The organism is Nitratireductor sp. ATLC21 (assembly GCF_057196525.1).
Genome location: NZ_JBXUOU010000003.1, coordinates 377,599 through 392,130 on the forward strand (window position 1 = coordinate 377,599; position 14,532 = coordinate 392,130).

The 14,532-nt window shown below is 59.2% G+C and carries 18 protein-coding genes; 6 read left to right on the top strand and 12 right to left on the bottom strand.

Features of this window, described 5'->3' with window-relative positions:
• Positions 1-169 precede the first annotated feature (169 nt).
• Both AC2CHD_RS16265 and pyk read left to right on the top strand, forming a co-directional pair.
• On the top strand, positions 170-652 hold the full coding sequence (locus tag AC2CHD_RS16265) for a DUF1036 domain-containing protein (protein WP_484554516.1): 483 nt from the start codon (positions 170-172) through the stop codon (positions 650-652).
• Positions 649-2,085, top strand: coding sequence for a pyruvate kinase (gene pyk / locus AC2CHD_RS16270; RefSeq protein ID WP_229449595.1), 1,437 nt, complete (start codon positions 649-651; stop codon positions 2,083-2,085). Before AC2CHD_RS16265 ends, pyk begins: the two co-directional genes overlap by 4 nt.
• 80 nt (positions 2,086-2,165) lie before the next feature.
• Here pyk and AC2CHD_RS16275 read toward each other — a convergent pair whose 3' ends face one another.
• Positions 2,166-2,747, bottom strand: a complete 582-nt coding sequence (locus AC2CHD_RS16275) for a hypothetical protein (protein WP_484554517.1) — start codon at positions 2,745-2,747, stop codon at positions 2,166-2,168.
• A gap of 82 nt (positions 2,748-2,829) precedes the next feature.
• Positions 2,830-2,955, bottom strand: coding sequence for a type B 50S ribosomal protein L36 (gene ykgO, locus AC2CHD_RS16280; protein WP_007008283.1), 126 nt, complete (start codon positions 2,953-2,955; stop codon positions 2,830-2,832).
• A gap of 196 nt (positions 2,956-3,151) precedes the next feature.
• On the opposite strand from ykgO, the gene AC2CHD_RS16285 reads away from it, so the two are divergent.
• Positions 3,152-3,565 carry a lysozyme inhibitor LprI family protein gene (locus AC2CHD_RS16285; RefSeq protein WP_484554518.1) on the top strand — a complete coding sequence of 138 codons (414 nt, stop codon included), beginning with the start codon at positions 3,152-3,154 and terminating at the stop codon, positions 3,563-3,565.
• Here AC2CHD_RS16285 and AC2CHD_RS16290 read toward each other — a convergent pair.
• The 3 genes from AC2CHD_RS16290 to AC2CHD_RS16300 form a co-directional block, all read right to left on the bottom strand.
• Positions 3,552-4,628 (bottom strand): 5-(carboxyamino)imidazole ribonucleotide synthase, encoded by a 1,077-nt coding sequence (locus AC2CHD_RS16290; RefSeq protein ID WP_484554519.1) that lies wholly within the window; start codon positions 4,626-4,628, stop codon positions 3,552-3,554. The genes AC2CHD_RS16285 and AC2CHD_RS16290 overlap by 14 nt on opposite strands.
• 2 nt (positions 4,629-4,630) lie before the next feature.
• The gene (gene purE, locus AC2CHD_RS16295; RefSeq protein ID WP_229449599.1) at positions 4,631-5,122 is read right to left on the bottom strand and encodes a 5-(carboxyamino)imidazole ribonucleotide mutase; all 492 of its coding nucleotides are present in this window, start codon (positions 5,120-5,122) and stop codon (positions 4,631-4,633) included.
• A 90-nt stretch (positions 5,123-5,212) separates the two neighbouring features.
• Positions 5,213-5,392 carry a YdcH family protein gene (locus AC2CHD_RS16300; protein ID WP_229449600.1) on the bottom strand — a complete coding sequence of 60 codons (180 nt, stop codon included), beginning with the start codon at positions 5,390-5,392 and terminating at the stop codon, positions 5,213-5,215.
• 286 nt (positions 5,393-5,678) lie between these two features.
• Here AC2CHD_RS16300 and AC2CHD_RS16305 point away from each other — a divergent pair, with 286 nt between their 5' ends.
• The gene (locus AC2CHD_RS16305) at positions 5,679-5,858 is read left to right on the top strand and encodes a YdcH family protein (RefSeq protein WP_007008288.1); all 180 of its coding nucleotides are present in this window, start codon (positions 5,679-5,681) and stop codon (positions 5,856-5,858) included.
• Between the two features lie 324 nt (positions 5,859-6,182).
• Here the strand turns inward: AC2CHD_RS16305 and AC2CHD_RS16310 are convergent, their stop codons facing one another.
• Both AC2CHD_RS16310 and AC2CHD_RS16315 read right to left on the bottom strand, forming a co-directional pair.
• Positions 6,183-7,445: an MFS transporter gene (locus AC2CHD_RS16310; protein ID WP_229449601.1), complete on the bottom strand. Its 1,263-nt coding sequence runs from the start codon at positions 7,443-7,445 to the stop codon at positions 6,183-6,185.
• 202 nt (positions 7,446-7,647) lie between these two features.
• Positions 7,648-7,842: a DUF1192 domain-containing protein gene (locus AC2CHD_RS16315; protein ID WP_229449602.1), complete on the bottom strand. Its 195-nt coding sequence runs from the start codon at positions 7,840-7,842 to the stop codon at positions 7,648-7,650.
• A gap of 186 nt (positions 7,843-8,028) precedes the next feature.
• Between AC2CHD_RS16315 and AC2CHD_RS16320 the strand changes: the two genes are divergently transcribed.
• Complete coding sequence (locus tag AC2CHD_RS16320) at positions 8,029-9,009, top strand: NAD(P)H-quinone oxidoreductase (protein WP_484554744.1); 981 nt, start codon at positions 8,029-8,031, stop codon at positions 9,007-9,009.
• 60 nt (positions 9,010-9,069) lie between these two features.
• Here the strand turns inward: AC2CHD_RS16320 and AC2CHD_RS16325 are convergent, their stop codons facing one another.
• Entirely contained in the window at positions 9,070-11,268 is a 2,199-nt protein-coding gene (locus AC2CHD_RS16325; RefSeq protein WP_484554520.1) for an esterase-like activity of phytase family protein, read from the bottom strand.
• A gap of 228 nt (positions 11,269-11,496) precedes the next feature.
• Here AC2CHD_RS16325 and AC2CHD_RS16330 point away from each other — a divergent pair, with 228 nt between their 5' ends.
• Positions 11,497-12,210, top strand: a complete 714-nt coding sequence (locus AC2CHD_RS16330; protein ID WP_484554521.1) for a DUF1013 domain-containing protein — start codon at positions 11,497-11,499, stop codon at positions 12,208-12,210.
• 45 nt (positions 12,211-12,255) lie between these two features.
• On the opposite strand, the gene AC2CHD_RS16335 is transcribed toward AC2CHD_RS16330, so the two are convergent.
• From AC2CHD_RS16335 to AC2CHD_RS16350, 4 genes are all read right to left on the bottom strand, one after another.
• On the bottom strand, positions 12,256-12,966 hold the full coding sequence (locus AC2CHD_RS16335) for a helix-turn-helix transcriptional regulator (RefSeq protein ID WP_229449605.1): 711 nt from the start codon (positions 12,964-12,966) through the stop codon (positions 12,256-12,258).
• A gap of 12 nt (positions 12,967-12,978) precedes the next feature.
• Positions 12,979-13,353 carry a VOC family protein gene (locus AC2CHD_RS16340; protein ID WP_484554522.1) on the bottom strand — a complete coding sequence of 125 codons (375 nt, stop codon included), beginning with the start codon at positions 13,351-13,353 and terminating at the stop codon, positions 12,979-12,981.
• Positions 13,354-13,455: 102 nt separating this feature from the next.
• On the bottom strand, positions 13,456-13,617 hold the full coding sequence (locus tag AC2CHD_RS16345) for a hypothetical protein (RefSeq protein ID WP_229449607.1): 162 nt from the start codon (positions 13,615-13,617) through the stop codon (positions 13,456-13,458).
• Positions 13,618-13,677: 60 nt separating this feature from the next.
• On the bottom strand, positions 13,678-14,472 hold the full coding sequence (locus AC2CHD_RS16350) for an SDR family NAD(P)-dependent oxidoreductase (RefSeq protein WP_229449608.1): 795 nt from the start codon (positions 14,470-14,472) through the stop codon (positions 13,678-13,680).
• Between the last annotated feature and the right edge of the window lie 60 nt (positions 14,473-14,532).

The window sequence follows — 14,532 nt, forward strand, 5'->3', positions numbered from 1 at the left end:
GCGGTCATAAATGTGCGCCTATCACAGCGTAACCTCGTCCTTTCATGATGCGCGTTGTTCTGCAAGGCTATGATGGAAAACACGCGCTGGCAGGCAATGGCGCGTTGACAGGCGCCCGGACATTGCCGAAAAGGAAAATATGCTCAGGTCGAATTCAAGGTTCTCAAAAATGCTTCGACGGGCGCCGCACGCAAAAAGCCGATGGGCATTTGTGCTCGCTGCAGCGACCGGATTGGGGGGCGTTGTCTTTGCGCCCACACCGGCTTTCGCAGATTTTCGTGTCTGTAACTCCACACAGAATCTTGTTGGTGTTGCCATTGGCTACCGCACGGCTTCAGGCTGGGTGAGCGAGGGCTGGTGGCGGATCGAGAAATCAAGCTGCAAGACCCTGATCGAAGGGCCGCTGGAATCGCGCTATTACTATCTCTACGCGGAGGACGCTGCCAGCGGTGGCCGATGGGAGGGTAAAGTGCAGATGTGTGTTGCGCTGACCGAGTTCAAGATTGCCGGTACCAACGATTGTTTTGCGCGGGGCTTCCAGCGTGCCGGCTTCCAGGAATATGACACGCGCGAGCAGGAAAACTGGATGGTGGATTTGACCGACGGGCCGACCGACAACAGCACGCTGACGAATTCGGATGCCTCCCAATGAGGCGCAATCGCAAGGTCAAGATTCTCGCCACGCTCGGGCCAGCTTCTTCAGAAGAAGAGAGCATCCAGCGCCTCTTTGAGGCCGGTGCCGATGTGTTCCGCATCAATATGAGCCATGCCAGCCACGATCTGATGCGCACGCTGGTGGGGCGCATCCGGGCAGTGGAGAAGAAGGTCGGCCATCCCATTGGCATTCTGGCCGATCTGCAGGGCCCCAAGCTCCGTGTGGGCACCTTTGCCGAAAAAAGCGTCGAGCTTTCCCTCGGTCAGACCTTCACGCTCGATGACAATCCCGAGCCGGGCAATGACAAGCGGGTTCATTTGCCGCATCCCGAAATCCTGAAATCGGTGGAGCCGGGGCATCGCCTGCTCATTGATGACGGGCGGTTGCAGCTCAAGGCGGTCAAGAATGATGGCAAGGCGATTACCTGTGAGGTGGTGGCCGGCAACAAGATTTCCGACCGCAAGGGCGTGAGCCTGCCGGACACGGATCTTCCCATGGGGGCCCTGACCGACAAGGATCGCAAGGATCTCGATGCGGTGCTGTCTTCGGATGTGGACTGGATCGCGCTTTCCTTCATTCAGCGACCCGAAGACCTGGCGGAAGTGCGCAAGGTGGCGCGCGGTCGAGCCGCGCTTCTTGCCAAGATCGAGAAGCCGCAGGCAGTGAAGCGCCTGGCCGAGATTATCGAGCTGTCCGACGCGCTGATGGTGGCGCGCGGCGATCTTGGCGTGGAAATGCCGCTCGAGGCCGTCCCGGGCATCCAGAAGCAGATCACCCGTGCCTGCCGGCGTGCGGGCAAGCCGGTTGTAGTCGCCACGCAGATGCTGGAATCCATGATTTCCGCGCCTGTGCCGACCCGTGCGGAAGTGTCTGACGTAGCGACCGCCGTTTTCGAGGGGGCTGACGCGGTTATGCTGTCGGCGGAATCCGCAGCCGGGGACTACCCGGTCGAGGCGGTTGCGACAATGAACTCGATCGCGACCAAAGTGGAACAGGATCCCACTTATCCGACCATCATCTATGGCCAGCGGACCGAGCCGGAGCCGACTGGCGCTGATGCGATTTCCATGGCAGCACGGCAAATCGCAGAAACACTGAATCTCTCGGCGATCATTTCCTATACCTCGTCGGGCACCACGGGGCTGCGTGCAGCCCGGGAGCGACCGCAGGTGCCGATCATTGCGCTATCGCCGGTGGTCGAGACTGCGCGGCGCCTGTCGCTTGTCTGGGGCACACATTGTGTTGTTACGGAGGACGCGGCCGATCTGGACGATATGGTCAATCGCGCCTGCCGCATCGCCTATGAAGAGGGCTTTGCCAAGCCGGGCAACCGCGTGATCGTCACAGCCGGTGTGCCACTCGGCACGCCCGGTGCGACCAATATGCTACGGATTGCCTATATTGGCTCCGACGGCCTCGGCGGTATCTGATACGGCCTCGAAAAGGTTGCTACGACCGGCGGGCGACTCCGCCGGCGTTCAGAGACGAGACAGTTTCCCCGGACGTTTGATCAGATGCCCTGACCGGCCAGTTTGTCGGATATCTCAGCGACAGCGCTCTGTGCGCTGCGGAGCATCGGATAGATGTTCAATACCTGCTCATAGGCGGTCAAAGCCTGCTCCTGCCGACCTGTGGCCTGTAGAATGCGGGCCATCCCGGCAAGCGCGCCGAAATGGCGTGGCTCTAGTTCGAGCGTGTGTGATATGTCTGCCATCGAGCGGGCATAGTCGTTCATCATGAAATGAACCGTGGCCCGACGATTCCATCCCTCGGCATAGTCGGGGAACAGCATGACCACCTGATCGAGAAAATCGAGCGCCACGGAAAACTTCTCAGCCTTGATCGCATCGTTGGCCCAGCCGATGAGCAGATTCGCGGTATCGCTGCCCGAATTGGCCCAGGTTTCCCCAATGCGCAGCGCAATGCGGCGCGCAGCGCGTTCGTTGGTTTCTTTCTTGAGGTCAAGGAAAAGCGCATCAAGGCGCGCCTGCCGGTCGGACACCAGGGATTCGATGCCGGAAACGGGCTCGCTCTCTTCCGCTGCCTGCGCCAGTGGCAGGCCCATGAGAGCAGCAGCAAAGAATGCGATCATGAATCGAACCATGCCGCAATCATAGGCGCGGCATGGTTAAAGAGAAACTGAAATTCGCGTGAAGACCGCCAGAATCGGCGGATCAGCCCTGCCGTGCCTTGAAGCGCGGGTTGGACTTGTTGATGATGTAGATGCGGCCCTTGCGACGGACCATGCGGTTTTCCCGGTGACGGGTCTTCAGCGCCTTGAGCGAGTTTTTGATCTTCATCGTTCTTGTCCGTGGTTGGCCTTGCGGCCCGAAATGAGAAGGCGCGCATCCATGGCGCGCCACAAGTCGATGGGCTCATAGACGAGGATGCTTGTCCGTGTCAACCTTTCGGCGGGTCGCGATGGGACGAATCATTGGATTCAGGCTGCTGAAAATGTCGAACCTGCAGCGATGATGCAGATCAGAGGAGCTTGATATGTTTTTTCCCCCTCGTCGTTGTTCAGCGGTCATTCTGGCTCTGATGCTTTCCCCCTTGGTTGTCGCTGCGCAGGCCCAGGAGCCGAATTGCGACAACGCGCAGACACAGCTCGACATGACGCAGTGCGCAGCCAGGGAATATGAGGCCGCCGACAAGGCGTTGAATGCTCAGTATGCCGCTGTGAGGAAGCGCTATTCTGACAATGAAGATGCGCGCAAGCTCTTGCGGGATGCGCAGCGGGCATGGATCGGCTTTCGTGACGCACAATGCGATCTTGAAACGCTGGCCGTGCGCGGTGGTTCGATAGAACCCATGATACGCGCTCAATGCCTTCAAAGGCTCACGGAAGCGCGTACCAAGGAGCTGGCTGTCCTTGCTGAATGCGAGGAAGGCGATCTCAGCTGCGTGTGAGGCGGGTGAAGTGGCCCATTTTGCGGCCAGGCCTGATTTCGCTCTTGCCGTAAAGATGGAGCATAAGATCCGGCTCTCTGAGCAATTCAGATGCGCGCAGAACCTCATCGCCGATCAGATTTTCCATCACGCAGTCTGAGTGGCGGCGTGTGTCGCCCAGCGGCAGACCGGCCACGGCCCGAATATGTTGTTCGAACTGGGAGATCGTGCAGGCCGCTTCGGTCCAGTGTCCGGAATTGTGGACGCGTGGAGCGATTTCGTTGACGAGCACCTTGCCATTGTCGAGTACAAAAAACTCCACGCCGAGCACGCCCACATAATGAAGCGAATCCAGAATTTCGGTCGCAGCCTGTTTTGCCGCGCTGAGCGTTCCGGGCTCGACACGTGCCGGCACGATGGAGCGGTGCAGGATGCCATCCCTATGCACGTTCTCTGCCGGGTCATAAATGGCGATGCTTCCGTCGATTGATCGTGCGGCGATCACGGAAATTTCCCGCCGGAACGGAACCAGAGCTTCCAGGATGAGGGGTACGCCCCCCATTTCGGAAAAGACACCCTTGTGCGCTCCAGGATCGACTTTGCGAAAGACACGCTGGCCCTTGCCATCATATCCCATGCGGCGCGTCTTGAGCACGCCGCCCGAAAAACGTTCGAGCCCCCGCGCAAGGTCGTCATCGTTGTCCACAGAGAGAAAGGGTGCTGTGGATATGCCTGTAGCGTTCAGGAAAATCTTTTCCGCCAACCTGTCCTGGGCCGCTTCAAGTGCCTCCGGCGGGGGAAACACGGAAACTTCCTCAGACAGAGACAAGGCCGTTGCTACGGGAACATTCTCAAATTCGTAGGTGATGACATCGCTGTGCCGGAGGAGGCTCTTCAGGGCGGGGGTGTCGTCATAAGCAGCGTGAATGAAAGTGTTGGCAACCTGTGCTGCCGGGCTGTCGCCGGCAGGATCCAGCACCACGGTGCGATAGCCCAGTTTTGCCGCGGCCATTGCCAGCATGCGACCAAGCTGACCGCCGCCGAGGATGCCGATCGTCGCGCCTTGAGGGAGAGGGTCACTCATGCTCAATCGACCGGATAGTCGGCAACGCTTGCCGTTTGTTCTGTGCGCCAGGCATCAAGCCGGTCTGCCAGGTCCTCGTCGTGGAGTGCCAGCACGGCCGCGGAAAGAAGGGCTGCGTTGATCGCGCCGGCACGGCCGATGGCAAGTGTTCCTACAGGAATGCCAGCCGGCATCTGGACGATGGAGAGAAGTGAATCCTGCCCGGACAGCGCTTTGGATTCAACCGGTACGCCAAAAACGGGAAGCGGGGTCAATGCAGCGGTCATGCCTGGCAGGTGAGCCGCGCCACCGGCGCCAGCGATGATCGTCTGAAAGCCTTCGTCGCGGGCGTTTCTGGCGAAGTCGTAGAGGCGCTCCGGCGTACGGTGCGCAGAGACGATGCGCGCCTCATATTCGACACCGAGTTGGTCGAGCGTGTCTGCGGCATGCCGCATCGTTGCCCAGTCGGATTGGCTCCCCATGATAATCGCCACTCGGGCGGACCGCTCAGCCATCAGATCCCCTCGCAATCAAAAATGAGGCTGTAGTCAAAACCGACCGTCATCGCAAGCTTGTCTGGCGGCACGTCGTCCATTCAAGGCAGATCAGGCGATAATGTCCGGGATAATATTGTCTTCCAGTTCTTGAAGCCTGTCTTTCAGAGCCAGCTTCTTTTTCTTCATGCGCTGGATGCGGAGTGGATCGCAACCCGTGGCGATCATCGCGTTGATTGCGGCATCGAAATCCGCGTGATCCTGCTTTAGGCGGGCGAATTCAAGCCGCATCTCCGCCTGTTCCTGTTCAGATGTCACCACAGTCAGTCGACCCACATGCGCAAAACTTCGGCTGCACACACAAGTGAGGCATTCACTGTCAGGTCTGCAGCCCAGCAACGCCGTCGGGATCGTCCCGGCAGCGGCGGCGCTTATACCACATTTCAGTGTTTCGGGAAATGCTACCAGACGATGTTCGACAAGCCACATTTGTGGTGGCACACTGCCCTGATCGTCGGTTCCTGCGGGCGGGCATTGGGGCCGGTGAGTTCTCGAGGAAGCAAAGGAGATCCCAATCATGTCTCTTGAATCCCATCTTGCAGAGTTGAAGCGTAAACACGGCGAACTGGAGCGTGAAATCGACGATGCAAAGCTCCATCCATCCGTAGACGAACTCGATGTGGCTCAACTCAAGCGACGCAAGCTGGCCATCAAGGACGAGATGGAAAAGCTCAAGTCGGCGGTTACCCGTCACTAGGTCATTGCACATCCATCTGGATCTGCGTGAAGCGACCTGACGCATGGATGGAACGTTGGATTATGTGAAAGCCGGAGTCCCATTCCGGCCCGATGTTTCAGGGGGTACTTTGCGAAGCGAAATCGATGAGAGAGATTTCGTCTGATGGCATGATCTTCGGCCTAGCGTCACGGATGTGATCGCGGCGGGTCATTGCCTTTTTGTCATGCGGTCCTTCTCAGGGCCTTCGGCCTCCGCCTCAAAAGATTCCGGGTGCGGGGGCCTTTTCGTTGGTTCTGTTGAAGCCAACGATCGCACGAAGCTCATAAACTTTCTTTGTGAAACTTATTCGACAGTCTCCGCCAAACTTTCGTCGGTGTCGCTGCGCGGATCCAAAACAGCTGCCTGCGGCGTGACAGCACGTTCGGATGGCAGCGTCTTGAAAGCTTCGCGCTCGTCCACGGGCACCGGAGCGCGTTGCGAGATGCGCAGCAGGGCGTAGGCACCCAAGGCGAAATGCGCGAGGGCGGTAATGAGAAACAAGCTTTCCGGCCGCATGATTTCCATGAGGACACCACCTATCAACGGCCCAATCATGGTGCCGAAGCCATAAAGGAAGAGAAGTCCGCTCGCGACTTTGACAAAATCTTCCGGGGTCGCGTGATCGTTGGCGTGCGCCACGATGATCGAATAGAGCGTGTAGGCAAAAGCGCCGTAGATCGCGGTCATGATGATCACATAGGTGCCATCACGCGGTGCGCTCAGAAGAATGAGCAAGCCTAACAGACCCGAGCCGAAGGATGCGCCCGCTATGACCAGGCGACGATCGATCCGATCGGAAAGCCGTCCGGCGGGAAGCTGCAGTGCAGCGCCGGCGAGAACGGCAATGCTCATCATGGTGGCGATCTGCAGCGTCGAAATGCCTATCAGGCCGCCATAAACCGCTCCCAAAGTGCCCCAGGCGCCATTGGCAATGCCGACGAGTACACAGCCAAGGAAGGAGACCGGCGAGTTTTGGTAAAGTCCCTTCAGATCAAGCGAAACCTGCGCCAGCGGCTCAGGGCTCACAGCCTTGGAGACCGCTGTCGGGATGAGTGCCATACAGAACAAGATGCCCGTCGTCATGAAAAGGATCGTGTTGGAAACGTCACCGAACGCAACCGTCATCTGACCCGCGGTCAGCGATGCATAAGTCAGCATCATGTAGATGCCGAAAACGGTCCCGCGATTTTCATTGGTCGACTTTTCATTCAACCAGCTCTCGATCACCATGAACGCGCCGGCCATGGTGAAGCCGGTGAATATACGCAGGACCACCCAGCCGGTTGGATCCACCCACATGCCGGTGAGCAACGCGATAATCGCGCCCGAAGCCGCAAAAGCACCAAAAGCACGCACGTGGCCGGCTCGGCGGACGATGCGAGGCGCAACAAAACAGCCGGCTACAAATCCTGCTGCCCAGGCGGCGCCCAGCGCGCCCAGAGAGGCCGTGGGAAACCCTTCCATCTGTCCGCGCAAAGGCAGGAGAAGTCCATGTAGACCCGAGCCGGTTAACAGGAAGGCCGTGCCTAGAAGAAGAGCGATGATGGAGCCGAGAGGTGACAGCATGGATTGGTTCCGAGGAGACTGTGGGTTCGAACAGGCCGGCGTCTGTCGACGGATGCCCTCGCCATTGAAACATGGCGCGAGCAAGGCCGCAGATTGATTGATGGCGTCTTCGAGACACGCAAATGACAGTATGTGCGAATAAGTTCGCGGATTGCATCGCAAAACCGTCGCTCAAAGCCGCGATTGCGCAGTTTGAAACGTGTCAGCTGCGGTGAAACAACGCCTCTGCCGCATTTTTGGTTGCGCCCTTGCTTTCGATCTCTCGTTCCAGCCGCAAAATTTCCTCCTGTAATAACGTGACCCGGTGCTTGAGCTCATCCACTGATAGCAAGGCGAGGTCCTGCCCAATCTGGTGAGTGGCAACCGGTTTCCTCTCGTCCTCGTCGAAAATGCCCATTGTTTGTTCCTCCGTCATCTGGATTGCAGTCCTCGAATGCCGGTGAAGCCTGGCAGCTTGTGAGGCATGATAGGTCGGCAGCGTCCAGGATTGGCCTTGATCCAAATGCATCGCTCATCGATTGTGTTGTCAGATGTTTTTCAAATCAACAGGGGCATGATGAACACCACAGCACTTCCAGCGCAGATGACAGCGATCGCCATCAGCGAACCGGGTGAACCAAGCGTCTTGAAGCCAGAGCGGCGGGATGTGCCAAAGCCGGCCGAAGGAGAAATTCTCATCAAAGTGCGCTCTGCCGGCATCAATCGGCCCGATGTTTTTCAAAGGAAGGGACTGTATCCAGCGCCGCCCGGCGCTTCGGACCTGCCTGGTCTGGAGGTTGCCGGCGAGGTGGCTGCGGTGGGCGAAGGGGTCAAGCGCTGGCAGGTCGGCGACCGGGTTGCCGCGTTGACGCCTGGCGGTGGCTATGCCGAATATTGTCTGACCCACGAGACGAATGCCCTGCCGATCCCGCGCGACCTCACTTTTTCCGAAGCGGGGGCGATTCCCGAAACCTTCTTCACGGTGTGGCACAACGTGTTTCAACGTGGGGGCCTGAAGGAGGGTGAGACGCTGCTGGTTCACGGCGGTTCCTCCGGTATCGGCACGACGGCAATCCAGATGGCCACTGCTTTGGGATCCAGGGTGATCGCCACGGCGGGCTCCGCTGAGAAATGCGCTGCATGCACGTCGCTGGGCGCGGTGCGCTCGATCAATTATCGCGATGAGGATTTCGTTGAGGCGGTAAAGGAAGAGACCGAAGGCCATGGCGCAGATGTCATTCTTGACATGATCGGCGGCGATTATATCGAACGCAATTATGAGGCGGCCGCCATGGACGGTCGCATCGTGCAGATCGCCTTTTTGAAAGGATCCCGCGCTGCGGTCGATTTCTCGTTGATCATGCGCAAGCGGCTTGTCCATACGGGATCCACCCTCAGGCCGAGGTCGGTGGCCTTCAAGGCGCGTATTGCCACCGAGCTTGAAGCGCATGTCTGGCCGCTGTTGGCGGCGGGTCGCATTTCTCCCGTCATGGACATGAGTTTTCCGCTGGAAGAGGCGTGGCGTGCGCATGAGCGCATGGAGGATGGGGCGCACATAGGCAAGATCGTGCTTGATGTCGCCTGATATGAAAAAGGAAGCTCCGGCGCTGGCGCCGGAGCTTCCCCGCCTTGGGAGGAGGCGGTGTCAGTTGGTGGCGTCGAGTTTGCCGAGATTGACGAAGATCGTCTCGCCGGAGGAATCGTCCACACCATCATTGTCGGTCACGAAATAGGCTGTGCCTTCAACGTCGATAGCGAAACCCTCGATTTTATCCACGACATAGCCATTGGTGGCGGCTTTCATGGCGGGCACGAGGTCACGCACCAGCGTTTTTTCGACCAGGGGCAAGTCTCCGTCGAGCGCTGCCGGCTGAAATCCATCAAGGGAGACGCTGTAGAGCTTCTTGATCTTCGCAGAAGTGCCGATCTGGTTGTCACGCTCGACGATGTAGAGTTTTCCATCGTGAGCGGTGATCTCGGAGAGGCCGACCCATCCCTTCTCGGCTGCGTCAAGCGGATACCGCACGGCAGCCCATTCGCCGGAAGCAGGCTTGTAGCTTACCAGCTTCACCTGTCCCGCAGGATCGTCGCCCCATTCGCGTTGCATGGCGATGACCAGCATCTGGTCGTCGCCTTCACCGACCACCGTCACCCCTTCCATCCCGAAGCGCTTTTCGACTGCCAGAAGCTCGGCAGGAAGTGCAATCTCCTCCTGGATCTCGCCGGCTGCATCGACACGGAAAAGCGCATGCGGCGTCAGACGGTCGGTGCGGCCTTCCGAAGCGAGCCAGAAGCCGCCCTTGCCGTCGTTGGCAATGCCCTCCAGGTCGAGCTTCTGGGCGGCCATACCGTCGCGCGTGACGATGGTCTTGGCGGCGATGCGGGCCGGCATCTCAGACGCATCGATTGTGAAGATGGCCGGCTGGGTGCTGTAGAAGGAATCGGACACGGCGTAGAGCGTACCCGGCTTTTCACCATCTGCCACGAGACCGGACAGAGCGCCCCAGCCAAACGGGATGCCATTGTCGTCACGCGCCGATTCGATGGTCGGATAGACAGGCTTTCCTTCGGTCAGTTCGTAGACCATCACGTGAGAGCGGGCGCCGCCGTCCTCAACAAGATCGGCCTCATTTGCCGTAACGAGCAGGTTACGTTCGGGTATGGCGACGAGGCCTTCGGGGCCGATGCCGGAGGGCAGGACCTGGACGAATTCCGGTTCGGAGCCGGTGTCGCGGTAGACTGCCACAAGTGAAGCACGCTCCAGCGCCACGAAAATATATCGCTGATCGCCAAATGTCGCGACCTCCAGTCCTTCCGGCTCCGTGCCCTTGGCGTCGGAGCGCTTGTCGGGATAGTGGCCGACAGCGGCGGCGCGCAATTCGAGATCGTTTCCGCTGTCGAACAGGACCTCGCCTGATTTGCTGAAAATGGTGAAGCTGCGCGATCCGCCTTGATAATCGCCTTCGTTGGCAGTGACGAAGCGATCATCGTCCAGCCATTTCACAGCGTCCGGTTCGCGCTTCACAGCCTCCGCTGCCTGATTGAAATCGATTGAGCCATTGTCCAGCGTGTCGATGTTCTTCAGGCTGATCTGGCCAGCGGAGAAGTGGCTCGTCACGTCGCCGCTTTCAGCCGAAACCACGATGATGTGGTTGTTCTCCTGGAGTGTCACAACGATGTCGCCTGCGTCGTTGAAATCCACGAACTCGGGCTCAGGGTCCTGCGGTGCGATCTCGGCGAGGCCGGTCAGGGCCACGGATTTCATGCTGCCACAGTCCGGCGTGCCGTCGCTGAGATTGAAGACCTTCAGGTCCCCGGCGGGCATTTGCGGGATCGCACCGTCGTTCAGGTCTTCATCCCGCTCGTTCTCGATGGCGACGGCAAGGAAGCGGCCGTCATTGCTGATGGCCACGGAATCCGGCTGGCCACCCAGGTCGCAGGATTTCTGAGCGGTTTTCGTTGTCAGGTCGATCACGACGAGATTGCCCGAAGGGCTGGTGAAGCTCTCAGAGGTGTTCACAGCCGCGATGGCTTTCTGGCCTGCCACACCCACTGAGGTCGGCTCACCCTCCAGCTTGAGCATGCCGCCTGCCTTCGGGGCCTTGGCGTCGCTGATATCCACGAAACCCACGCCACCCAGCGGACTGTCAGAGTAGATCAACATCTTTCCGTCAGCGCTGCGCGCGATGATCTCCGATGAGGTCTCGGTGGCCACGTCTGTCTCTGCCGGCAGGTTCTCTGCCACCGGAAACGTTGCGATACGGTTGAATGCCATGTCCGCATACGCAGGAAAAACGGCTGCTGTGCTTGCCAGCAGGCCCAGAACAATTGCTTGGCGTCCCATGTCTGAAAACTCCCTCAAGACCCATAGGAGCGGCACAATCGAGAGGGTTGATTTCAGCCCGATGACACAACAATGACGGTTCGGTGACACTCCCCAATTGAGGGAACGCGCATTTTGTTGCGTCTGCCGGGTGTTTCAGTTTATAACGCGGACGATATTTCCCAACATCGGTGGTTATGACCACCGCCCGCGCCAGGGACGCGGGCGAAGGAAGAGGATTCTTGAAACATGGCCAACACGCTTCTCATGCCCAAGGCCACCGCCGTTTGGCTGGTCGACAATACGGCGCTGACCTTTGATCAGATCGCCGAATTCTGCAAACTGCATCCTCTCGAAGTGGGTGCCATCGCGGATGGTGACGCTGCGCAGGGCATTAAGGGTATGGACCCGGTGATGACCGGACAGCTCACCCGCGAGGAGATCGCTCTCGGGGAGGAAAATCCGAACCACAAACTGCGCCTTTCGGAGCCGAAGGTTCGGGTGCCGGAGGCCAAGCGGAAGGGGCCGCGTTACACGCCGCTCTCCAAGCGTCAGGATCGCCCGAACGCCATTCTGTGGCTGGTGCGCAATCATCCTGAACTCAAGGATGCGCAAATTTCGCGTCTCGTGGGCACCACGAAATCCACCATTGAGGCTATCCGCGAGCGTACTCACTGGAACTCTGCGAACCTTGTTCCCATGGATCCGGTAACGCTTGGGCTTTGCTCGCAGATCGATCTGGATCTGGAAGTGCAGCGCGCGGCAAAATACCTCCCGCCGCAGGAGAGCACCGGTGAAACCCTGCTCCCGGCTTCGGAGACCGAAGATCTGCCGCTCGGTGAGCAGGCCGCCTCCGACACGTCTTCCGATGAGCAGGAACTGGACGCAGATGCCGTCTTCGCCAAATTGTCGTCGCTGAAGTCGAGCGATGCAGACGAAGAAGACGAGGACGAGCGGTCCTGAACCGACGATAGAGACGCTCCCCTGCCCGGTCAGGGGAGCGACGTCTCAGCTCGCACAAGCCCTGCCCATCATGGCTTCGTGCATCTCCATCCGCCTGTAGAAATCTGCAAGCTGCTTGCCGCGCTCAGGGCGGAATGTTCGCCCGGCGAGGGTCATGGTGGCGATCCGGTCGATGCGGAATGTGCGGAAATCTCCGCGTAATTCACACCACGCTACCAGTGTCCACACCTTCCCCCAGAACCAAAGGCCGAGCGGACGAACGTCGCGCCTGGAGGTGCGCCCGGCTTCGTCGCGGTAATCGATGGAAAGCACGTCCCGCGTTTCAACGGAGCGTTCCAGCGTGTCGATGGCCTCGCGCTCGATATCGCTGACGACCCAGCGGGGTGTGTGAATTTCGGTGCGTGCAATGCGGTCGCGCTCCGGCTCCGGCAGGACGGTTCCTATCTTCACCAGCGCCTCTTCCGCCGCACGGGCCATGGCGGCGCCGCCAAAGGCGCGGACCATGCGCGCGCCAGCCACCAGCGCCACGATCTCGTCACGCGTGAACATGAGCGGTGGAAGTTCGAACCCCTCCCGCATCAGATAGCCGACGCCAGCCTCGCCGTCGATTGGCACGCCGGTGGATTGAAGATCGGCAATATCGCGATAGATCGTTCGCTCGGAAACCTCGAGGCGTTCGCTCAAAAGACGCGCCGTAACCAGGCGCCCGCCCCGCAAATGCTGGACGATTTGGAAAAGTCGGTCAGCACGGCGCATGCGTTATTCTCCTCACGCAAAAATTCCGAAGCTGTTTCCGTCGGGGTCGAGACAATACACGAAACGGCCGGCAGGGATAGTGATTATGGGTGATACCAGTCTGCCACCATTTGTTGTGACACGCTCCATCGCGTCTTCCAGTGGTGGAGGGACGGCCAGATGGATCGTGGGGCCGGTTCCTTCCGGGGCTGGCTTGCCAGGGTAAATGTGTCCGGCTACGGAATCCTGCGGGTCGCTTGTGTCAAAAATCGCAAAAGGATTGGGACCATCCTCGCGCAGAACCAGCTCGTTCTGGACAACGGCGGCATAAAAAGACCGCGCCCGATCGAGATCGGCAACAGGTATCTCCGCCCAGACCACTGCGTTCAGGGGCAACGTATCGGACATGTTTCACAACCCTCCATTGTCTCAAGGCCACAATGACACAGCCCTCCTGACAACATTCCGTCAGGAGGGCTGCAAAGCTGCTGCCTGAGATCATTGGAGGGCTTATCGCCGGTATCGACTGGTCGGATCCCAGTCGATGTCGCGTTGCACTGTTATGGGCAGGTCGTTCAGCATCCGTCTGGTCAACCGACGCCGCCGGCGATCACGGGTTTGATCGGCCCAGCGGCGGACAGCACGAATGAAGCTTCCGGGGAAGTCTGGCATGGCGAAAATCTCCTGATTCTGGCCGGAGTATTATCGCTCTGCAGTGGTGACAGCGTTTTGTCAGGAGATTTCCGGCTTGACCTCGACCGTATAGTTCAACGGCAGCCGGCCGCCGTCGGCATAGATGGTCTGGCCGGTCACATAGCTGGAGTCATCGTCGGCCAGAAAGGTTGCTATCGATGCGATTTCGCCCGGTTCGCCAACACGCCCGAGCGGGGTGCGCGACAGCATACGGTTGCGTGCGGCCTGATCGCTGTTCACGCTGGCCAGCATGTCAGTTCCGATCGAGCCCGGTCCTATGGCGTTAACGCGGATGCCATAGGGCGCCAGTGCTAGTGCCATGACGCGGGTAAGCTGACTGACGCCGCCTTTGGATACCGTGTAGGCGATCTGCTCCGGAATGGCGAGAATGGCGTTGACTGACGACATGTTGATGATCGTGCCCGCTGCACCGCCGCCTTCGACCTTTTCCACCATATAGCGAGCGACCGCTTGCCCGGTGAGGAACGTGCCTTTGAGATTGGTGTCGAGAACCCGGTTGAAATCCTCTTCCTTCAAATCCAGGAAATCCGCCGCGTGTACGATGCCGGCATTGTTGACGAGAATGTCCACGTCGCCAAAGGCATCGATCGTTTCAGCCAACAGGTTGTGGACGTCGAGCCTCTTGCTCACATCTGCTTTCACGAAACGCGCATCGCCCAGCTTTTCGAGATCGGAAAGAGCCTGTTTGCCCTTCTCACTGTCCAGATCGGCGATCATGACCTTGACGCCATGGCGGAGAAAACGCTCTGCGATAGCATAGCCTATGCCGCCCGCGCCGCCTGTTACGATTGCCGTCTTGCCGTCCAGTGCCATAGTGAATCCCCGTGCCGAACACGGCTGGACCCTGCGACGAGGGGGGGCGAAGGTCAAGTG